General features: G+C 41.5%; 19 protein-coding genes. 9 read left to right on the plus strand and 10 right to left on the minus strand.

The features are described 5' to 3' along the window. Window positions 1–29 precede the first annotated feature (29 nt). The 4 genes from NLP_RS11990 to NLP_RS12005 form a co-directional block, all read right to left on the minus strand. Window positions 30–236, minus strand: coding sequence for a hypothetical protein (locus NLP_RS11990; protein WP_104906601.1), 207 nt, complete (start codon window positions 234–236; stop codon window positions 30–32). Between the two features lie 261 nt (window positions 237–497). After that, on the minus strand, window positions 498–1,100 hold the full coding sequence (locus tag NLP_RS11995; RefSeq protein WP_104906602.1) for a superoxide dismutase: 603 nt from the start codon (window positions 1,098–1,100) through the stop codon (window positions 498–500). Between the two features lie 501 nt (window positions 1,101–1,601). Next, window positions 1,602–3,209 carry a bifunctional pantoate--beta-alanine ligase/(d)CMP kinase gene (locus NLP_RS12000; RefSeq protein WP_104906603.1) on the minus strand — a complete coding sequence of 536 codons (1,608 nt, stop codon included), beginning with the start codon at window positions 3,207–3,209 and terminating at the stop codon, window positions 1,602–1,604. Window positions 3,210–3,380: 171 nt separating this feature from the next. Further along, on the minus strand, window positions 3,381–4,484 hold the full coding sequence (locus NLP_RS12005) for a septal ring lytic transglycosylase RlpA family protein (protein WP_104906604.1): 1,104 nt from the start codon (window positions 4,482–4,484) through the stop codon (window positions 3,381–3,383). A gap of 889 nt (window positions 4,485–5,373) precedes the next feature. Here NLP_RS12005 and glsA point away from each other — a divergent pair. The 3 genes from glsA to NLP_RS12020 all read left to right on the plus strand — a co-directional run bounded on the left by glsA (window position 5,374) and on the right by NLP_RS12020 (window position 8,165). Further along, a complete protein-coding gene (glsA, locus tag NLP_RS12010) occupies window positions 5,374–6,357 on the plus strand; it encodes a glutaminase A (protein ID WP_199784853.1) in 984 nt (327 codons plus the stop codon). Window positions 6,358–6,556: 199 nt separating this feature from the next. Beyond that, window positions 6,557–7,627 (plus strand): FAD-dependent monooxygenase, encoded by a 1,071-nt coding sequence (locus NLP_RS12015; RefSeq protein WP_104906606.1) that lies wholly within the window; start codon window positions 6,557–6,559, stop codon window positions 7,625–7,627. A 43-nt stretch (window positions 7,628–7,670) separates the two neighbouring features. After that, window positions 7,671–8,165 (plus strand): hypothetical protein, encoded by a 495-nt coding sequence (locus tag NLP_RS12020; RefSeq protein WP_199784804.1) that lies wholly within the window; start codon window positions 7,671–7,673, stop codon window positions 8,163–8,165. 162 nt (window positions 8,166–8,327) lie between these two features. On the opposite strand, the gene NLP_RS12025 is transcribed toward NLP_RS12020, so the two are convergent. Further along, window positions 8,328–9,512, minus strand: coding sequence for an AbrB family transcriptional regulator (locus NLP_RS12025; RefSeq protein WP_104906607.1), 1,185 nt, complete (start codon window positions 9,510–9,512; stop codon window positions 8,328–8,330). 245 nt (window positions 9,513–9,757) lie between these two features. Between NLP_RS12025 and NLP_RS12030 the strand changes: the two genes are divergently transcribed. After that, window positions 9,758–10,477 carry an HNH endonuclease gene (locus tag NLP_RS12030; RefSeq protein WP_104906608.1) on the plus strand — a complete coding sequence of 240 codons (720 nt, stop codon included), beginning with the start codon at window positions 9,758–9,760 and terminating at the stop codon, window positions 10,475–10,477. A 361-nt stretch (window positions 10,478–10,838) separates the two neighbouring features. Here NLP_RS12030 and NLP_RS12035 read toward each other — a convergent pair whose 3' ends face one another. From NLP_RS12035 to NLP_RS12050, 4 genes are all read right to left on the minus strand, one after another. Further along, complete coding sequence (locus NLP_RS12035) at window positions 10,839–11,189, minus strand: DUF1257 domain-containing protein (protein ID WP_094350625.1); 351 nt, start codon at window positions 11,187–11,189, stop codon at window positions 10,839–10,841. A gap of 141 nt (window positions 11,190–11,330) precedes the next feature. Further along, window positions 11,331–12,842, minus strand: coding sequence for a stress-responsive protein Ycf46 (gene ycf46 / locus NLP_RS12040; protein ID WP_104906609.1), 1,512 nt, complete (start codon window positions 12,840–12,842; stop codon window positions 11,331–11,333). Window positions 12,843–12,920: 78 nt separating this feature from the next. Continuing rightward, window positions 12,921–13,274: a hypothetical protein gene (locus NLP_RS12045; RefSeq protein WP_104906610.1), complete on the minus strand. Its 354-nt coding sequence runs from the start codon at window positions 13,272–13,274 to the stop codon at window positions 12,921–12,923. A 217-nt stretch (window positions 13,275–13,491) separates the two neighbouring features. Then, the gene (locus tag NLP_RS12050) at window positions 13,492–14,280 is read right to left on the minus strand and encodes an FHA domain-containing protein (RefSeq protein WP_104906611.1); all 789 of its coding nucleotides are present in this window, start codon (window positions 14,278–14,280) and stop codon (window positions 13,492–13,494) included. 222 nt (window positions 14,281–14,502) lie between these two features. On the opposite strand from NLP_RS12050, the gene NLP_RS12055 reads away from it, so the two are divergent. The 4 genes from NLP_RS12055 to NLP_RS12070 all read left to right on the plus strand — a co-directional run bounded on the left by NLP_RS12055 (window position 14,503) and on the right by NLP_RS12070 (window position 20,429). Then, window positions 14,503–15,021, plus strand: coding sequence for a hypothetical protein (locus NLP_RS12055; RefSeq protein WP_104906612.1), 519 nt, complete (start codon window positions 14,503–14,505; stop codon window positions 15,019–15,021). 159 nt (window positions 15,022–15,180) lie between these two features. Next, a complete protein-coding gene (locus NLP_RS12060) occupies window positions 15,181–16,335 on the plus strand; it encodes an NAD-dependent epimerase/dehydratase family protein (protein ID WP_104906613.1) in 1,155 nt (384 codons plus the stop codon). A 233-nt stretch (window positions 16,336–16,568) separates the two neighbouring features. Continuing rightward, window positions 16,569–17,699, plus strand: coding sequence for a glycosyltransferase family 4 protein (locus NLP_RS12065; RefSeq protein ID WP_104906614.1), 1,131 nt, complete (start codon window positions 16,569–16,571; stop codon window positions 17,697–17,699). A 129-nt stretch (window positions 17,700–17,828) separates the two neighbouring features. Continuing rightward, window positions 17,829–20,429: an adenylate/guanylate cyclase domain-containing protein gene (locus NLP_RS12070; RefSeq protein WP_104906615.1), complete on the plus strand. Its 2,601-nt coding sequence runs from the start codon at window positions 17,829–17,831 to the stop codon at window positions 20,427–20,429. 54 nt (window positions 20,430–20,483) lie between these two features. On the opposite strand, the gene NLP_RS12075 is transcribed toward NLP_RS12070, so the two are convergent. After that, the gene (locus NLP_RS12075; RefSeq protein WP_104906616.1) at window positions 20,484–20,759 is read right to left on the minus strand and encodes a DUF7219 family protein; all 276 of its coding nucleotides are present in this window, start codon (window positions 20,757–20,759) and stop codon (window positions 20,484–20,486) included. Between the two features lie 642 nt (window positions 20,760–21,401). On the opposite strand from NLP_RS12075, the gene purC reads away from it, so the two are divergent. Then, window positions 21,402–22,139, plus strand: a complete 738-nt coding sequence (gene purC, locus NLP_RS12080) for a phosphoribosylaminoimidazolesuccinocarboxamide synthase (protein ID WP_104906617.1) — start codon at window positions 21,402–21,404, stop codon at window positions 22,137–22,139. The last annotated feature ends 28 nt before the right edge of the window (window positions 22,140–22,167 follow it).

The raw sequence follows: 22,167 nt of genomic DNA on the forward strand, positions 1-22,167 counted from the left end.
TAACTGATAACTCCTCACTTTAAAATACCTCAAAATACCTCATCTTCAATACCACGCCACCATTCCCCCAAATTCATCAAGTCTTGGTAAATATCTTCTAATTCTTTGATGTAGGCATCATTTGTCAGGGTGGCTCGACGCTCTTGCAATTTTTTGAGGCGCAGTTGTACCAATACCCAAGGTTTAGAGATGCTATTCGTTGCTTCGATGTATTGCGCTAGTTCTTTGCTATCCATATATTTTATATTTTGATTTTCATGTCACTACTTTTATTTAGGCGATGTCTGTCCCACTACTGGAAAACAGAAAAGGGAGAAATTAAAAAGAACTTCTCCCTTTCCTATTGGGCTTTCTGCTTAAACTTTTGTAAATTGACTTATTGCTTCTACTTTACATAGTCTGGCACAAGCCGCGCAGACGTATTTAGCTTTGCCATTCTCAAAAGGTAAGAAGCAGTTTACTAAGAGGCATCGCACTCAGTTCAAAACCGAAATTAATTAAGCTTTAGCTAAGTTTTCAGCAGCAAAGTCCCAGTTGGCCAAGTTTTCTAGGAAATTCTTGATGAACGCTGGACGGGCGTTTTTATAGTCAATGTAATAGGCGTGTTCCCAAACATCTAAGGTTAGGAGTGCCTTCTGACCATGAGCTAGGGGGTTTTCTGCATTTGGTGTTTTGATCACTTTCAGCGTACCACCATCATCGATCAGCCAAGACCACCCGCTGCCAAATTGAGTTGTAGCCGCGTTAGAAAACTCTTCCTTGAATTTGTCAAAACTACCAAAATCTTTATCTATTTTGGCTGCAAGTTCACCTGTGGGTGTGCCACCACCTTGTGGTTTCAAGGAATTCCAGAAGAAAGTGTGGTTCCAAACTTGGGCAGCGTTGTTAAATATTCCCACCTTAGAAGAGTCTTTAAAAGAAGTTTTGATCACCTCTTCCAGAGACTTATCAGCAAGTTCTGTACCTTCAGTGAGCTTATTGAGGTTGTCTACATAAGCTTTATGATGCTTGCCATAGTGATACTCGAAAGTTTCAGCTTTCATGCCATAAGGCTCTAGAGCATCCTTTTCAAAGGGTAGTGGGGGCTGTACAAATGCCATTGTGTTAAATCCTCTCTTTACCGGTTTCCAGTTTTAAGCTATTGCAGAAGCTTGGGACATTAATAGCTTTTATTTTTAGGGGTTTTATGTCTTTGATCGTGAAACATAAAACTTAACATCGTCATTCTACTACCAAAGTGAAGACGAAAACAAAGTACTTCGGTGATAAGTCAAATCACTAGGAATTCATGACTGTAAATAAAAATGGCTAATATCTCATAGCGAAAGGCCAATAATTAATTAGCATTTAGCAATTAAAGCTTTCATACTTCTACCTTGAGTAGGATTGATTGTAATATAATAAATCAGTCGAAAGCGAGATAAATTTAAGTATTAAATAATCTATAATTGTTAAACAGCAGCTTGATTTGCAAGAAAAATATAGCCAACAGTCAAATTATTATATATTTTTGTTTTTAAATACAGTTTTAAGGATGGTAAATGAATAATCACTCACCCACCACCCTTTGAAACTAAAAAACTAACAGCAAATCATGGTAATTAACACTGAGATAAACGCTGTTGGTAATAGTTAACGATTTTTGCCGTGACTTCTGACACGGCTAAACCATCAGTTTGCACTTCGATCGCATCTGCTGCTTTTTGCAAAGGAGAAACTTTGCGTGTACTATCTTTCCAGTCACGTTCGGCAATATCGTGTTCCAGCTGCTCTAAACTCACTTCAGGTTGACCTTGGGTGTTAAAGTCTTGCTGGCGGCGACGGGCGCGTTCACTCACAGAAGCGGTTAAGAAGATTTTTACTTCGGCATCGGGGAATACGTGAGTACCAATATCCCGACCTTCAGCAACTAAACCACCTTTTTTGCCCCATTTTTGCTGTTGTTTAACCAGTGCTTGACGGACAGCGCTTTGTGCCGCGATCGCCGATACTTGAGATGTTACCTCAATCGTGCGAATTACCTGGGTAACATCAGTGCCATCAATCCAAACCCGCACGGACGATTGTAAATCCTGGGTGGGAGTAAGTTCAATTTTACACTGGTTAGTTAATTCGGCGATCGCACACTCATCGTCAATAGCAATCTTCTTTTGCAATACTAACCAAGTGACAGCACGGTACATTGCTCCTGTATCTAAATACACTAAACTCAGGTTTGCTGCCACTTGCCGCGCCACTGTGGATTTTCCAGCACCAGCTGGGCCATCAATAGCGATAATGGGTTGACGATCGCGCAATATGATATTGTCAATCAAACGTGTAGCACCAAGACGAGCTGCGATCGCCAACATTCCTTCCTCCTCAACTTTTTCTAAAGACATCAACGTAGTCGGTTCAACCAATTCAATATATTCCACTGAGGCCGTGCTGACCATTGCCACTTCTTGCTGTACCACTGCTATCAACTTGTTACTATTGCGATCGCCTGCAATGAATGCAGCTTCAGCTCGTCGCAAGCCCCGATATAACACCGCTGCTTGCTCTTTTGCCGTTGCAGTCAAATATTGATTGCGAGAACTGAAGGCAAGACCCGACGCTTCCCGTACTGTTGGACAAGCAACAATCTCTACTGGCAAATTTAAGTCAGCTACTAAGCGTTTAATAATTGCTAGTTGCTGACCATCCTTTTCACCAAAGTAGGCACGGTCAGGCTGTACCAAGTTGAAAAGTTTGGTAACAATCGTAGCGACACCCTGAAAGTGACCTTGCCGAGAACGACCACACAAGCCTGTTATCATAGCAGATGGGGGGATAACTTGTGTAACCTTTGATTCTTGTATACTCTTCTGAGGAACTGCCATTTCTTCCGGAGTCGGTGCAAAAATGGCATCTACCCCAGCTTGTTCGCAAAGTTGTTGGTCTTGCTCTAAAGTGCGAGGATAGCGTTGATAATCCTCATTAGGAGCAAATTGCAGGGGATTGACGAAAATACTCACAATCACCGTAGAATTTTCGTGCCGCGCCCGTTGGATTAAGCTTAAATGACCTTGATGCAAATTTCCCATCGTTGGCACTAGACCGACTGCCGTCTGATACCGAGCAGTCATCTCATCTAATCTCAGATCCTCAGTAACTGCAATCAGCTTGTTTTCTGAGCAGTGTTTAGTTAAATAGCAGCGTAAAGCTGCGACTGTTGTCAGCAGGCGCACAAAAATACCCCTAGTTCTTATCGATCCCTCCCCCGTTAGTTTATATCCGAAATAGAGGAAGAGTTGATTGAACTAGGGGAATTAAGTGATACGGAACTGGGATAGGGGATAGATTATAGGTGACAGGTGATAGGGAATAATTCTTTCCCCTGTAACCTGTAACCTACTCGATTATTTCCCCAAGACTTCAATATGCACTGGTGCCACGCCACTGCCCATCATTCCCAAAATTCGAGCCGCGCCGGCAGACACGTCAATGACTCGACCCCGAATGTATGGGCCGCGGTCATTAATCCGCAACACTACAGAACGACCGTTGCGGGTGTTAGTTACACGCACTTGCGTACCAAAGGGTAAGCTGCGATGGGCGGCAGTCATTTCTTCTGGATTAAATCTCTGTCCGCTAGCAGTACGATTACCAGAACCGTCATAGCCGTAATAAGAAGCCATGCCGATCAAGGTGGCTCGCACTACTCCGACGGCAATCTGTTGAGGCAGCTTTGGTATCGATACTGGTTGACGTACTGGTAAATTAGCAATTTCTTTTAAGGGAGATGCATTGCCTAGTAGCCTCCGCAGGCGATTCGTTGCTTGCAATGCATCTTCCGCTAGATCGTTGGTAGTACCTGCTAATCGCGTACCTTCGTTGATTTCGACCAACTCTTCGCCATTAATTTTAATTACATAGCGATCGCCATCTTGTTGGACAGGGGCGCTTTTGTTTTGCGCTTGATTAGCAGTAGATTTTTCCCCTGCTTGCCAACTGACGGTAATCTGACTCGCGTCCACGTTTTCCCGATTCAACTGGTTAATCTTAGCTGCTATTACACTAGCTATCTCAACCGGGTCATTGTCAGCGGAGCTAATCTGGTTACTTGCATCTGTTACGTTGCCAGTATTTAATACATTTGGTGAATTGCTAGTAATAAGGGCGTACGATTGTACGCCCTCAGTATTGCCAATTGCACCAACTTTTTTAGTTTCAAAATTCGTATCTGATACAGAACTTAAAAAGGTGAGAACAGGTATATTTCTGATAAAAAGGGTTGCCGCCTTACGTCCTTTAATGTTGTGAGGATGAATTTCTGTAATCACAGCATCCAAGGTTTGTTTCCCTGCTGTTGATTGGTACTCTCCCACCTTAACAACATCAGGGGCGGGTGATTTTTGGGATGCTGGCGCATTTCCCTTGATGGTTTGAGTGCAACCGACTGAGGGTACTCCCAAAACAGCCATAAACAGGGCAACAATAGTCCACAAATGTCTTTGATTCATGCGTCCGTTTTTGAAAGCGACTGTAGAACTTAAGTTTTATAACTTGCGGGATTTTTCACTAATGAAAGTGATTTCCCTATTTGAAAAACTCGAACTCGTTCCGTTTTCACTTTGTTTTTTATAACTGCAACAGACTAACACGAACCTTTTGGCTTGGGGATCAGGGTTTTAGCGTAACTATTGCCCGCTTTCTCAAATTCTAATTCCGATTTGAAGGGCGAAACCTTCCTCAAAAGCGGACTTTGGCTATGTAACGCTTTTTTGTGTAAGTCAAAAATTTCTTCAAAAAATTTTATGTTTATTTCATGCCAAAGTGACGATACCCTATTCACATTGGTTGTAAAGGCTCGTAACTACTCGTGTATTCTAGATTACATATTTTTTGGCGACTTGCTCTCAGTCTATAGTATAACTTTAATTAAATAGCATCGGCATAAATACTTAAAGTAATTTATTTAAGGAAATATTTAGATTTAACTATGAATAACTCGTGATAGGAGTTACATCTTAAATAATTATGCAAATTAGTTTGAGTCTAATATCTTTTTTCAAAGTTTTTTCTACTTACATCAGTCATTACTTTTATTTTCACAACTAGACTAATACTGGTAATAAATATAACTTAATAGTAGAGTATTGCTGAGTATAAAAAAAATGGCAATACTCAAGTTAATATTTTTCAGGATTAATGACTTAAAAATTAAGAAAACTTTGCGATCGCTTAGATAAAAGATGTTTTGCGTAGCATATATTACAGGGTATTTTTGATAACCTCAGTAATTACTCAAGTATGATTTTTGAAAGCAAACTGTTTTTAACAAAATCTTTGTAGCTGTAGGGATGTACAGCTGCACCCCTTGTATATATAGTAGGTATTTTGGGAAATGCCATCAGCCTAATGACAAATCAAGGAGATTTAGAAATAGAACCATCGCCATTAAAAGCTGTTCTTAACGAGTTGCATTCCCAGTACAAGTCACTGCGGGAGGGTGCAGTCGCAAAATACATTCCTGAACTGGCAAAGGCAAACCCGGATTTGTTCAGCATTTGCATTGTGACAGTAGATGGTCAGGTTTACAAAGTTGGGGACTATGAACAACTTTTTACTATTCAGTCAATTTCTAAGGTGTTTGCTTATGGACTTGCTTTAGAAGATCATGGACTGGATTATGTTTTGACTAGAGTTGGCGTGGAACCGACGGGGGATGCATTCAACGCGATTATTTTGGATGAGCAATCGAAGCGACCTTATAATCCAATGGTAAACGCTGGAGCGATCGCCACCACCAGCTTAATCAAAGGTTCTGGCCCTACCGAACGCCTCAACCGAATGCTGGATATGTTTCGTCGATATATTGGCCGCGACGTGTTCGTTGACATTTCAGTTTTTACCTCAGAACGAAGTACAGGGCATCGCAACCGCGCAATGGCGCATCTGATGCTCAACTTTGGCATGATTGACCGGAACATTGAAGAAGCGCTGGATCTTTATTTCCAGCAGTGTGCTGTGATGGTGAATTGCCAAGACTTAGCGGTGATGGCGGCTACCCTTGCTAACAAAGGTATGAACCCCATCACCAAAGAACAGGCGGTAGATAAGCGTTACATTAAAGATATTCTGAGTGTGATGTACACCTGCGGAATGTACAACTTTGCAGGTGAGTGGGCTTATAAAATTGGGATTCCAGCGAAAAGCGGTATTTGTGGTGGGATTATTGCCGTTGTACCCAATAAGATGGGCATTGGAGTTTTTTCACCCTTGTTGGATGTGCGTGGTAATAGTGTGCGGGGGGTAAAGGTGTGTGAAGAACTTTCCCAACGATTAGGTTTACATCTATTTGATTGTTCAGGTCAAGAGGCGAAATTTGATTGAAAGCTGGAGAAGGCTGATTCTTGCTGCTCTTGGCTGGTCTACAATAGTATACACAAGTCCAAAAAGCTCAATTTACCTATTAGCGTAGGCGTAGCCCGCCGCAGGACATCGCCCTTTATAAACAACTTTTTGGCTTACTATTTAAGATAATATCTCAATCAAGCATCATCTAAACAAGATTAAATCAAGAGAGTCACAGATGGTTTCTTCCAACAGCAAGATAGGTATTATCGGCGCAGGGACATCAGGGGCTTATCTTGCAAGTTTACTTATTCAAGAAGGGTTTCAAGTTGACTTATTTGAAAAAGCTCCTGTAGTGCGTACCGATGGATGTGGCATTCTTATCGTCCAATCAGGTATGAAAGCACTTGATCAAGGAAACCCTCAAATCAGCCAAAAAATTATTAACTCAGGCGATCCTGTAAAATTATTCGAGTTTCGCAACCTTAAAGGTGGATTCATCAATTCAGAAACCGTCACCTATGCTGAAGATGAACTACCAGGAATGCTCGTACACCGGAAAGCAATTTTAGAAGCAATCCTCGATACTTTACCCCCTAATAATATTCATTTTAACGCTCAATTAGCTTCGATAACGCAGACTGAGAATAGTGCGATCGCACACTTTAAAGATGGAAGTCACTGGGAAGGGGATCTTATAGTGGGTGCTGATGGCATTCTTTCTAAGGTTCGGCAGTTTGTAGTTCCGAATGTAGAACTATACTATTTAGGCGATCTAGTTTGGCGTGGGATTGTGACAGATAATAGCTTCTGTCCAGAAGGAAACTTTTTTGTTTATGTACGCGGTCGGGGAATTTATGCAAATTTCTTTCATATTGGTGGAAATCTGACTCATTGGGGTTTCTTTGTAGAAAAAGAGCAGACGGATTCTGAAATAGGCGCACTACAACCGACTAATATATCTATTCCTCCCCAAGAATTAGCTAAACTCCCAGAGGATGCACGAAATGTGATTGAGTCAACCCCTGTGGAAAATATTATCTGTCGTTATTCCTATGACATCGATCCCCTGCCGAAACTCTATGATGGTCGTGTTATTTTAATTGGTGATGCAGCTCACGCGAAAAGTTCGACTCGCGCTAGAGGCATGACTTCAGGTTGGGAAGATGGTTTGTCTTTAACGCAACATCTCACCTCTAGTGCTAGTATTACCGAAGCTCTAGAAAATTATCAGACGGAAAGATTACCCATTGTCCACGAATATCAACGCACGAGTCGTGAAATGAGCCAGAAAATTGGTCGTCGTTAGTCAAGGTGAAACTCAAAGTAAAATTAGTTTTTATCTAAAATTAATGAGTAACGATCCTGTAATTAGCAAAGATATCATCACCCCGGCGATATCTCCCGATCTGGAGAAAGTTCCAGAAATTTTTACACGTCATATTGGCACTTGGAAAGGTGAGTTTATCAAAACTGATAAACGCGGACATTTTTCTGGCAGCTTTTTCGCTACTATTACCATCTTGATTGAGGGGAGTCAGTACCGACAAGTTAACAATTATGAATACTCAGATGGCTCTCATCTCCAGCTTAATTTTGAAGGATACTTTGAAGATAGGATTCTGAAATTGTTTTCTAGCAATTATTCTGATTTTTCTGGGATCGCTTTGGATACAGGCCAAGACACAATTCACTTTCGGATGACGAAAGCTCAAGATAACGCGCTGATTACATTTATAGAAACAGTGACTTTACTTGATGAAAATCACCGAGTTCGGAGTGCACAAGCTTTGAAAGATGGTATTTTTGATAGTATCTCTTTTCTTGAAGAAATTCGTTTATCCTAAATAGATTAGATAGTCCCAGATTTGAGCAAGCAAGGTTCCAATCGAGCAAAATTGTGCGATCTGTTCGCTTCTATGTGATAGGTGGAACACTGCAAATACTGGCGCACAATCTTGATCAAACTCCGTGCGATCGCTCTGTTATCACCTTTATTTGTAAGAGAATTAAACTGGTTCTGAAACTTGCTTATCCAGACGGCGAAACAAAAACAGCCAAAGCGGTAGAGAACTATTAATTGCAATTAGTCGCACTAAATGACCAGTTGTGACAATTTCAACATTATGATTCAATGCCAGGGAAACCAGGATCATTTCTGCCGATCCTCCTGGCGCTGTGACTAAAAGACAGGTTAACCAATCCCAAGAGGTTAATTGCATCGCAAGTATAGCAGCGATCGCTCCGGCTACGAGAGTCATTCCTACAGACATCAAGGCATAGGCAACAGTTCGCTTTCTAAAGTTGGGTTTGTCTCCCCAATATTCACCAATAGTAATTCCCAGGAGCATTTGACCCAATAAGTTAATTAAAGGCGGCGGACTAAAGCTAATATCACCCACAAAAGGCAGCCAATGTAGCAAAGGATTAAACCCAATACCAATCAACAATGCACCAAAGAAATCGCCGGCGGGAATTTTAAATAATATAGCTGGATAAACTACTAATCCAGTAATTAGGAGTACTAACAAGAGTAATTCTAGTTGAGATGGATCGAGATTGAGCCAAGCAGTGTTGATTGGGAGTGTTTGCGGATAGTAATTACCAGCTGATGTCCTAGCGATGAAGGGAATTAGAACAACTACACAGGTGACACGAATCGCCTGAACTAGGGCAACCAAGCTAACATTTTTATTGTAATCGGCAGCGATCGCTGCCATAATTCCTACACCACCAGGAACTGTAGCCAGCATTGCTGTAAATAGGTTGGTTTTGCTAACACGGGAGTAAATGTAACCGATACAGCCTCCACTTAGCAGCAGAAATAAGGTAAGAAAAATAAATATAGGAATACCGGAAGCAATACTAGCTAGATTAGCATGGGCATTGGAAGCGCCCACAGTTAAGCCGACAAGTGCCATTCCCACTTTTCTAGCAGTGCGATTAGGTTGGGGAGAATATTGATAAAAAATTCGACACCCTTGGAGAACCACTGTACCAGCGGCAATCCCGCCAAATATCCAGGCAATCCTGCCAATTTGGAACTTTGCGAGAAGTAAACCCAGAGGTAATGCCAGAAGCATTTGCAAGACAAGGACAATTAGTTGCTTCCCAAATAGCTGTTGTTTGGTAACAACAAGATTTTCATGAGTGTGTTTTTCCAGACTGGGAGTACCACTTACACTTTGGTTCATCGATACTAAGCTTTTTTTTAAGTCTAAGCTATAGGTGCAAAAGTGGATCTCCAGAGATGCGATCGCACACTACACATTACCAGAAACAAGCAAAATGATACAGGTGCAGGGTTTTAGTTCTAGTAGTGGGTTTATTTGAGATTTAGATTTAAGTCAGATTTGGTAGCTTGAGAGTTTGAAGCATAGATTATGGGCAAACTAACCTAGTGGTCAAATAGTCTCTATATAACTAGGAAAATATTATAATGCACGAACCCATCAATTACAAATTTATCAATCTTGATCAATTAAGAGATCAATCTGCGAACCACCACTCTAAAATACCCTTTCAACATCAAAATGAATATTTTGACCGCAAAACTGATGATATTGGACAAAAGCTTGAGTCAGATTTAATTAAGATTGTTCGCCATATTGCTCAAGATTCATATCAATCTGCACCACAATACCATTCATTTGAGCAAAGAGAAACCTATGACTTAGATAAAATTGCTTATAAAGTAATTGATTTTTCATCTCGCTTAAAATACGAATATTTAGGCAAGGAGTTTTCTCAACCCGAAACATTGTGGAAAGTTTTTTACAAAAGCTTGATTCGATTTGAAACAGCCGTTGACGCAGTAATTAGAAACATTATTAATCCTAAGCCTGAAGGTGAAACTACTCGACCTGTGATTATTCCAGCAGAAAGAGAACCCAAAGAACTAAACGAAGTAGAAAAAGAAGAAGTTAAAAAACGAGACAAGTATGCTTGCCTATGCTGTGGAGTCAATACCAAAGGTAAATTACAAATCGATCATATTAAACCCTTTTCTATGGGTGGTGAAACATCTAAAGAAAACTCACAAACTCTGTGTGTTACTTGCAATAGATGTAAAGGCCAGAATGAAATTGATTTTCGGTGTAATACAACAAAATTGAGTATTCCAAAAAATCTTGATTTATCAATTTACATCAGAAGGTGAAAAGGCTATCAAGGCTCTAACAAGAGTAGTTAACTTCTTTTACCATTGCAAAGCAGTTTCCAAAATTGATTGGGAGGTATATACTTACACTTACAACATATATTTGTATCCTAGTAACAAATCCTGAATGGTTGCTTCGACATAAAGCAGAACTTCTTAAATTAATTAAAAATAAGCTTGGTTGTCATGCTGAATACATCAATGTTACTACGATGAAATAAAATTACTAATTTTAAATTAGTATTGACTAGACTCATCAAAAATCGGGACTGAGAAATAAATCTCAGTCCCGATAAAAAAGCGGGCTAACCGCTATTTATATGGTTAACCCATGCAGCTTTGGGAACGCGCAGAGAAATTGTTATTGCAATACCAACTTCACATTGGCGTTTTGCAGACCGCGCTGTTTCACTTCAGCCAAAGTTTTGTTAACGGCATACTTTTGGTTGATGGAGTTGATCAACTCGGTTTGGTTGTGCTTCTTAGCAACGCCCCACAGGTCAGCGATTAGGTCAAAAGAACCATCGCCATTGCGAGACCAGCCGAGGTCATATTCGCCTTCCAACACGGCAACAATGTCCGAACGGACACGCTGACCGTTATAACCACGGACATCAGCTTCAGTCTTTACGCTGATACCGAGGTCGCGCAAGGAAGCCTTGAGGATTTCGGCATCGGTGATTTTGGTACGCAGGGTGCTAAAGTGAGACATTTGGGTTTCCTCCAATGAGAAGATTGAGAAAAACGACAACGGTTTGTTTTGGGCGAAGCCGCGCTTAACAGGATGCGGCTTTTCTTATAACTGCTAGCATTTTCAGCTAGCCTTTCCCCCTGGGATGGCAGAGGAAAGCTTTTAAAACTCCATTCGCTGATATTCAGCTACGGAGGATGCTGCGGGGCGTGCGCGCTGTCTGGCCCAATCTCTCAGAGCCGTTACTTGTTCTTGCATCGTTCGAGACAGCGGCAATGTTGCCTTCAGTGCAGCAATAATATCTAGTTGGGTGAACTCCCGATCTTGGGCAAAAGCTTCATACATTGCCGCAACGATCGCTTGTTCAACTTCTGCTCCAGAAAAGCCATCAGACATCTTGGCTAATTGCTCAAGATCGAATCGAGAGATGTCTTCACGGCGTTTGGTCAGATGAATATTGAAAATATCTTGCCGTTCTTCCGGTGTTGGCAGATCGACAAAGAAAATTTCATCAAAGCGTCCTTTCCTCAAGAACTCGCCAGGTAAGCGTTCTACTCTGTTGGCTGTTGCCATCACAAACACTGGTGATTTCTTATCTTGCATCCATGTGAGGAAAGAGCCGAAGATTCTACTTGAAGTCCCCCCATCAGAATCAGAGGAACCTCCACTACCAGCAAAGGATTTATCTAATTCATCGATAAATAAAATCGCTGGGGAAATAGATTCTGCTGTTTTCAGGGCGTTCCGCAGATTTGCCTCGCTTCGTCCCACCATTGAGCCGTCGTAGACTCGCCCCATATCCAACCGCAACAGTGGTAAACCCCACAGCCGGGAAGTAGTTTTGGCAATTAATGACTTACCGCAACCGGGAACTCCTAAAATTAACATCCCCTTTGGTTGAGGCAAACCATACTCTCTCGCTCTTTCCGTGAAAGCGTTAGAGCGCTGCTTAAGCCATCTTTTTAACTCTTCTAAGCCACCTACAGCATCAATTGTTTCATCTTCTTCAATGTATTCTAAGATGCCATTGCGCCGAATTAGTTGCTTTTTCTCAGATAAAACGATGTCTACTTCATCTTCTGTTAAACGCTCTTTAGTTACCTGTGCCTTACGGTAGACTTTCTCGGCTTCATCTTTAGTTAGACCCAAAGCAGCTCTGAGAAGTTTTTCTCTGGCTTCTGTTGTCAGACGCCGACCACGATTTTGCTCTATATGGTGAGTTAAGACTTTATTCAACTCAGCCATATCTGGCAATGTAAAGTCGAGAACAACAACTTCCTTTTCCAGTTCTATAGGTACTTGTTGCATTGGAGACATCAAAATGATGTTCTTTTGCATACCTTTGAAACTAGCGATCGCATCACGTAACGATCTGTTAGTTGCAGGCGCATCTATAAAGGGATGTAAATCTTTAAGAATAAATATACTTGGTTCTTTCTGCCGGATGATCCACTCAATCGCCGCCTCTGGAGACACAGTATTATGTTGGGTAACATTCCGGGGTTGACCATACTCAACAATACCGTGTGTCACTGTCCAAACAAATACTCGGCGCTGGGGCTTTAACAACTGGGCGATTGTGGAAATTGCTTGCTCGGCCCGCTCTTCCTCGGAGGTAACAAGGTAGATTAAAGGGTATTGAGCTTGAATTAGGATCTTGAGCTCTTCGTTCATACTTCGACCTACTTGAGACCTTATAGAGACAGTAGAGACATTGCTTCTGGTAAAGACAACCGAATCATGAATATTTATCTAGCAAGGAACTAATTCTTCCTCACCCTTGGGATTGGTTTCATCTCCATCTATCTCACCAAGAGAAAGACGCTCTTGACCAACTACTCCTGGTTGATTGCCTAAAGCAACCAGTTCCCCATCACGTAAGACTAGCGAGCTATCACAGGTTGGGCATGAATAAACTCTATGAGTCCGCCCATAAGAAGAATCTTCTAACTCGTCAACCAATTCTTGATTGGATAGGTAAAAACCAAGGGCACGTTCGGCAAGTTCTGACATTGGCTCGGAATCAACTGCTGAACGAATCTTCAGTTTTCTGTGCAACTCTGGCGATAAATACAAAGTGACCTTTTGCTTAGTTTGCGTTTGCATATAACTCTTTAACGGTCTTACCCGGGTATGTATATCAAGTTATCGGTTCTTTTATTGCTTGTCAAGACGGTAAAACGTTTTAACGTCAATTTCGTTACATTTATTTACAAAAAGGGGTGAAATGCTGTTTATTGAGTGATAAATCGCTCACTATAAACCTCTCAGAATTAATTAGAACTGACTTGGCTCTTTCAGAATTAATAAGGACTGACTTGGCTTATTTTTTAATAACTAGGAGCGTCAGCGGATTAAAGTTGAATACCTTTCCGGTTGTAAACAACTGATATCCACAGGAGATGCCAGCGAATGACAATAGCATAGAAAAAAGAGACACCGAGCCAATTACAACACCACTGGCGATGAAAAGAGCGATTCCTATGCCAATCAACACCCATCCAAGTTTCCGATTATCGCGCCCACCCCAATTCAGAGCTACTACGCCTCCCATACACAGCAAAATTCCAGGTGTGCTGCGTAAGTAGACGCTCACATAGATACTTGTACTTAAAAATGTAATGGCTGCTAGGATTAGTCCTAAGCCAATAAGCTTACTGGCAAGGATTACTTGTTCTTCTTCTTTACCGATGGTAGGCGGTGTAATTTTTGTTGGCGCGGAGTTTGGTGTAGGATTTTTTGTGGCAGATGCATAGTGCTGCTGCACCCTAAACATGAAAGTTATTTTGTCTCCTTGCCCAAGCGAAACTCTGTCTCCCGGATGCAGTGGAGAAAAAACTTGAGGCTGAAGTTTCGCACCGTTAATGTATGTACCATTAGAACTGCCCAAATCGGTGATATGGTATTCATCTCCATTTATCCAAATTTGCGCGTGGATGCGAGATGCCACATCGGAATCTGGTAAGCCAGAAACATCAATATTTGGTGGTTTTTGGTCGTTTGGCTTACCGATACAAATTACAGAAAGATTTACTGGAAATTGCAAAGATGTGTTGGTTTGGAAGTGAAAAAGCTCCAAAGTTAGCTCGCTTGTCTGAGATGCACTGTTCATAGTTTGTGTTATAAAACACTTAATGTGAGGTTACTCTACTGAGAAATAAAAAGAGAATGGTAAATATCCTGAAACAATATTGAATTTTTAATGAGCGATGTTTTGGTGCGGTTTATGCAGTAGTTTCCTAATTGGTGAATAACTCGTAAATTGGCAAAAGTATCGATCTGAGTTTCTGGTATTTCTATAAAATCAGTAACTTTGGCAAAAAGTGTAATGTAAATGGCTACTGCTAATAAAATCTGTAGTTTGGGGCGAAGAATTTATCGGTTTGCCGCCAGCGTTAGCGGAGTCATTGCCCTGTTAATAATCTTGTGGGGTTGTACTGCAAGTGATTTTAACGTTGGATCGATCGTCTGGAAAACCTATAGCAACTCCCGTTATGGCTTTGAATTTCCATATCCGAGTAACTGGACTTCATTAGCAGCATCAGAAAATGGTGATGGAATTGCGTTTATTTCACCACAGGATAACTCAGTGGAAATTCGCGGATGGGCAAGTCATCAGCTACCGAATGAGCAAGAGTCCGTGAAAAAGATAAAATCCAACTTTCAGACCACTCAAGGAGTATCTGGGATGCTGGTCGTAGAAGTCGATCGACGAGCAGGTTCGATGACACTGACGCTAACTCAGAGTCAAGTGAAATACCATTTACAGGGACGGAGCAAGAGCCAAGAATTTCAAAATTACTATCGTTTGTTTTATTACATTGCCCAGCAGTATCGAATTTCAAAGTTTTAATGGGGTATTGGGCATTAGGTATGGGGCATGCTTATTCCCCTTGTCCCCCTCATCTCCCCACTTCCCACTCCCCCAAAATCCACATCTCCTCCAGAATAATGATTAAGAAGGTACAGAAACCTGATAGATTTAGCTATCAGCGAGTAAAAACTGGTGAAGATGAAAGTCCTGGTTATTGGTGGTGATGGATATTGCGGTTGGGCAACTGCTCTTTACCTTTCCAATCGAGGTTATGAAGTTGGAATTTTAGATAGTTTGGTGCGGCGGCACTGGGATAATGAACTTGGTGTCGAAACTCTCACTCCGATCGCACTAATTCAACAACGTCTCCAGCGCTGGCAAGATTTGACAGGTAAATCTATCGACTTGTTCATCGGCGATATTACGAATTACGAATTTCTCCAGAAAACATTACATCAATTTCAGCCAAATGCCCTAGTGCATTTTGGCGAACAGCGTTCGGCCCCATTTTCCATGATTGACCGCGAACACGCAGTTCTCACCCAAGTCAATAATGTAGTTGGTACGTTGAACTTACTGTACGCCATGCGGGAAGATTTCCCGGACTGTCATTTGGTGAAGCTGGGAACGATGGGGGAATACGGTACACCCAATATTGATATAGAAGAAGGGTATATCACCATTGAACACAATGGACGCAAGGATACCCTACCTTATCCCAAGCAACCCGGTTCAATGTACCATTTAAGCAAAGTCCATGATAGTCATAACATCCACTTTGCTTGCCGGATTTGGGGATTGCGGGCAACAGATTTAAATCAGGGTGTAGTTTACGGCGTCTTAACCGAAGAGACGGGGATGGACGAACTATTAATTAATCGGCTGGATTACGATGGTGTGTTTGGTACAGCACTGAACCGCTTTTGTATTCAAGCAGCGATCGGACACCCTTTAACCGTTTATGGTAAAGGTGGGCAAACTCGCGGATTTTTGGATATTCGGGATACAGTAAGATGTGTAGAATTAGCGATCGCTAACCCTGCCCAATCAGGCGAATTCCGCGTATTTAACCAATTTACCGAACAATTTAGCGTCGGCGATTTGGCATTGATGGTGAAAAAAGCTGGTAACGCTATCGGATTGAACGTAGAAATCAATCATTTAGATAATCCCAGAGTTGAAAAAGAAGAACATTACTTCAACGCTAAAAATACAAAATTGCTTGATTTAGGTTTACAGCCTCACTTGCTCTCTGATTCTCTCCTCGATTCTCTGTTAAACTTTGCTATCAAGTATCAGACGCGAGTCGATCGCAAACAAATTCTGCCTCAAGTCTCTTGGCACAGAAATTAGTGTAAACCCCAGTAAATCGTGGGTCTAAAATTGGTCGTCGTATTCTAGCACAATATGACGACTAACTAGTTATTATTTATCAGGCGGATCGTCCAGCTACTACTAAATTTGCCGTTTACTACAGTTATTTCGACTGTGGGGAGTTGATTACACCAGGGGAGAGAGTTTACTCTGTGTTTGATACCGAAATGCAAGCAAAGCTGAGATTATCTGCCTGGACTGAATAGTTTTTTATGAGAATTGCCCTATTTACCGAAACCTTTTTACCCAAGGTTGACGGCATTGTAACGCGCCTGCGCCATACTGTCGATCATCTCCAGCGCAGTGGTAATCAAGTGTTGGTGATTGCCCCTGATGGAGGCATCACTGAATACAAAGGCGCTAAAGTTTACGGCGTTACTGGCTTTCCTCTGCCATTGTATCCAGAATTGAAAATGGCATTACCCCGCCCAGCCATTGGTTCTGTTTTAGAAGAGTTTAAGCCTGATATTATTCATGTCGTGAATCCAGCCGTTTTGGGTTTGTCTGGCATATTTTATAGCAAAATCCTCAAAATCCCCTTGGTCGCGTCTTATCATACCCATTTACCCCAATATCTCCAACATTACGGTTTGGGGATGTTGGAAGGTTTTCTTTGGGAACTGCTCAAAGGCGCTCATAATCAAGCAGCTTTAAATCTGTGTACCTCCACAGCAATGATAGAGGAACTGACAGCACACGGTATTGAACGTGTAGATTTATGGCAGCGTGGGGTGGATACAGAATTATTTCACCCCGATTTAGCTAGTGTAGAGATGCGATCGCGCCTATCAAAAAACCATCCAGAAAGTCCATTGCTACTTTACGTAGGACGGCTTTCTGCTGAAAAAGAAATTGAGCGCATCAAACCAATTTTAGAAGCCATTCCCCAAGCGCGGTTAGCATTGGTTGGGGATGGCCCGCACCGTCAAGCATTGCAAAAACACTTTGCTGGCACAAACACTTATTTTGTTGGCTATCTTATGGGGCAAGAGTTAGGTTCTGCCTTTGCGAGTGCTGATGCCTTCATCTTTCCTTCCCGTACAGAAACACTAGGCTTAGTACTACTAGAAGCAATGGCTGCTGGCTGTCCCGTGGTAGCAGCCCGTTCCGGGGGGATTCCTGATATTGTGACAGATGGGGTAAATGGATATCTTTTTAAGCCAACATCTGATGTTCAAGGGGCATTAGCTGCTACTGTTCGACTCTTAGAACAAAAACAACAACGAGATATCATCCGTCAAAATGCTCGCCAGGAAGCAGAAAGTTGGGGTTGGGCAGCTGCCACCAAGCAGCTACAAGATTACTATCAAAAAGTGATATTTTCTGAACAGTTGGCAAAATAAGGGAGTGGGCAGTGGGTGGTGGATAAATGAGAGAACGGGAGACAAAGGGACAAGGGGATAAACAAAACTCAGCACTCTTTTGCCCTATGCCCAAAATCTAAAATTTAAAATCTAAAATCTAAAATTACCATGACACTCCCTAATCCTGGCAGCGTCTTGGCGACATTAACTGAACTGACTCAAGTTAATCGTACTCACGCCCTACTGCGTCGCGTCAAAGACTTATCTGTTAATGAATTTGTTTGCTTACTTGACTTTATAACTGCGGAGTTCCAGCAATTTCTGAGAGCTATTGAACTGATCAATAATGAAGCTCTAGAAACTATGTTGGAGAAAGTATTAGAAGCTATCACACTCAAAATTGGTCAAATTCTCCAAGCAGAACACACAGCTATTTTTTTAGTTGATTATGACAAAGGTCAACTGTGGTCAAAAGTTCCTCAAGATAATACTCAAAAATTCTTAGAAATTCGTACTCCCATCACGGTGGGTATCCCCGGTCATGTTGCTAGTACAGGTCAATATCTCAATATATCTGAAACTTATACTCACCCCCTATTTAGCCCAGAACTTGAAAAACAAATGGGCTACAAAATCCGTAATATTTTATGTATGCCCGTTATCAGTAGTAAAAACCAGACTGTAGCGGTAGTGCAACTAGCTAATAAAACTGGGAATGTTCCGTTTAATCATGATGATGAAGAACGTTTTCGAGACTTTGCCGCTTCGATTGGTATTATCCTGGAAAGCTGCCAATCTTTTTATGTAGCGGCTCGTAATCAAAGAGGTGCAACGGCTTTATTACGGGCAACTCAGACACTGGGGCAAAGTCTTGATTTAGAAGCAACTTTGCAGATAGTCATGGAACAAGCCCGAATTTTAATGCAAGCAGACCGCAGCACACTGTTTTTATATCGGAAAGAGATGAGCGAACTCTGGACGAAGGTTGCAGCAGCAGCAGATGGCACAAACTTGATAGAAATTCGCATTCCCGCTAACCGTGGCATTGCTGGATATGTAGCTTCCACTGGTGAAGCCTTAAATATTTCTGATGCTTATAAAGACCCCCGCTTTGACCCGACTACAGATAAAAAAACTGGTTATATAACTCGTAATATCTTGTGTTTACCAGTATTTAATTCTGCAAATGAATTGATTGGCGTTACACAATTAATTAATAAGCAACAAAGCAGTTTTACTGCTTCTGATGAAGAGTTTATGCGGGCTTTTAATAATCAGGCCGGAATTGCTTTAGAAAATGCTCGGCTGTTTGAAAATGTGCTGTTAGAAAAACAGTATCAAAAAGATATTTTACAAAGTCTGTCAGATGCTGTGATTTCTACAGATATGGCAGGACAGATTGTCACGATTAATGATGCAGCCTTGGAGTTGCTGGGTTGCCCGATAGGAGACGCTAATAGTAAGAACAACAAGCTTTTGTGGGAACAAAATTTGATTGGTCGATTAGTTTGGGAAGTTGTGCCAATTGAAAATCTCCAAATGCGACTAGAAGATAGTCTAAAAACTGGAGCTAAACATTATGTGCCAGAGCAAAGTTTGATGCTGGGACTTTATCAAGTGCTGAGTGAAAATCAGGACGGGCTAAACACTCCGCTACCGTTAACAGGACTTAGGAATCAGCACTCAATTTTAGCAGTGCGCGATCGCACTAACCCCGATATTTTTATTCCTTGGAATCAACCTCTGACTCCCCAATCTGAGTTTTTCACGTCTGATCAGGTACAAACATTAGAGCGCAATATCAATCTTACTGTTAATCCCCTGACTAACCCAGAAGGTGATGTACGCGGTGGTTTGGTGGTGTTAGAAGACATTACTCAGGAAAAACGGATGAAAACTACCATGTCCCGCTACCTGACGCCCCATGTAGCGGAACAAGTTATGGCACTGGGGGAAGATGCTTTAATGGTAGGCGAACGGAAGGAAGTAACTATCTTGTTTTCTGATATCCGAGGCTACACAACACTTACGGAAAATCTCGGCGCAGCTGAGGTGGTATTGCTGCTCAATCAGTATTTTGAAACAATGGTGGAGGCGGTTTTTAACCACGAAGGCACTCTCGATAAATTTATTGGTGATGCCTTAATGGCGGTATTTGGTGCGCCGCTACCATTGACAGAAAATCATGCTTGGAGGGCTGTGCAGTCGGCGTTAGATATGAGACGCCGCTTAGAAGAATTTAACCAACGGCGAATTATCCAGGCGCAGCCACAAATTCGTATTGGCATTGGGATTAGTTCTGGGGATGTGGTTTCGGGTAATATTGGTTCTCGCAAACGGATGGATTACACCGTAATTGGAGATGGTGTAAATTTAAGTTCGCGCTTGGAAGCGGTAACTAAGGATTACGGTTGTGATATTCTTTTAAGTGAATTTACTTACCAATTATGCAGCGATCGCATTTGGGTGCGCCAGTTAGATAAAATTCGCGTCAAAGGGAAACATCAGGCTGTTAATATCTACGAGTTAATTGGCGATCGCACTACTTTCCTAGATGCTAAAATCCAAGAGTTTTTGTTTCACTATCATACTGGACGCACTGCTTATTTATCGCGTAACTTCTCACAAGCGATCGCCTGTTTTGAAGCAGCCAAATCCATCCAACCTCAAGACCAAGCTGTTGATATCCACTTAGAACGTGCGCGTAATTATCGACAAACTCCACCACCAGAGTCCTGGGATGGTGTCTGGACAATGCTTACTAAGTAGTCATTTGTCACTTGTCATTGGTCAGTTTCCAATACCTCATCCCCCATTGCCCATTCAACCTTGAGTCTCTCCCTGGTCATCCTGAAACGGATCTTCGCCAATTCCTAGCTCTTTTTTGGAGCGTTTCAACTGTTTCCACAAATCCTTTATTTGTTCGTAAGCTGCACCTGGAGGCACTTTTCCACCTGTTTCTAAGTTGCAAATGTAACTTACCCTTTGAGCAAATTCCTGTAGATTTGCATTAAAAACCAAGTTTTCTGGCTTAACCTGACCGTAGTAGCGACCGCGAGGGAAGAGAAAATCATCCTTGTTCACTATTTTTTTCTCCATTTATTCAATTCACCTTGTGTTTGGATTTCTAAAGCTCACTAGCTAACCTAATCTTTTTTTCGTCAGATTAGTCAGATTAGGGGAAACCAGATCATCTAACTCCTTTTGCAATTGGTGATGCAGGAATTGGTTGATTCAGATTTTGCGACTAAGAAGATAAAGCTTGAAATACTTAATGTTGTAAATATTACAAAAAAGTTTCAAATACAGTAACTAGAGAGACTATTTGATTTGACTCCCGGTTATTAATTTATCTTATCTTAATTTATGAAGTTCAAATTGTAATTAGCTTCAGTCCAAAGCTTGAGGTACAAATTATTAAAACATAGCAGTATATCTTTGTAACTTTTCCTTTAAAAATAATTTAATTTCTGGTAGTAAAACTACTTAGGTAAACATACTAGATATAAAAGCTAATTGTCCTCTGTTAAAAGTTAGAGATTTAGTTTTAAATTTTTGGTAACTGGTTATTAAGCAGCGATCGAGAAGAGGAAATTGGGCTGGGATTGGTTATTAATTATTTTATCCTGCCCCTGCTGCCTCTTAAATAGTCACCAATGGCTAATAGTTAATAACTAAAGATAAAATGGTGAAGCCTCAAAGGACAATTATTGTCCATCGCCTAAAACATTACCTGCCACCATGTCTGTTAATTCCAAGTTATACGAAGGCAAAGCAAAAATTCTTTATACAACGGACGATCCAGAAGTCTTGTTGGCTGATTTTAAGGACGATGCCACAGCGTTTAACGCCCAAAAACGTGGCAACATCGAAGGTAAAGGAAAAATTAATTGTAGCGTTTCCAGCCAGCTTTTTAAACAGTTGGAGGCTTATGGTATAAAGACTCACTTTATTGACAGCCCTGCCCCAAATCAAATGCGGGTGAGGGCTGTAAAGATTTTACCCTTAGAAGTAGTGATCAGAAATATTGCTGCTGGCAGTCTGTGCCAGCAAACAGGATTACCAGTGGGTACAATTCTGAAACAGCCTTTGGTTGAATTTTATTACAAAAACGATCAATTAGGAGATCCTTTGTTGACACGCGATCGCCTGTACTTGCTAGAACTAGCGACTGCGGAACAAGTAGACGCAATTACACATCTAGCATTGCAAATCAATGAATTTCTGAATAACTTTTGGCAGCGGTGTGGCATTACCCTAGTAGACTTCAAACTAGAGTTTGGTTTGGACTCACAACAGCAGTTGCTCTTGGCAGATGAAATTAGCCCCGACACCTGCCGTTTGTGGGATACCGCAGAAAAGGACTCAAATCGGCGAGTAATGGACAAAGATCGCTTTCGCCGAGACTTAGGAAATGTAGAGGATGCCTACCAGGAGGTTTTACAAAGAGTGCTAAAAGCAGTAGAAACTATAAATTAACCAGGTAAAAACCAAAAGGTCAGAAGGA

Source organism: Nostoc sp. 'Lobaria pulmonaria (5183) cyanobiont', from assembly GCF_002949795.1.
GTDB lineage: Bacteria > Cyanobacteriota > Cyanobacteriia > Cyanobacteriales > Nostocaceae > Nostoc.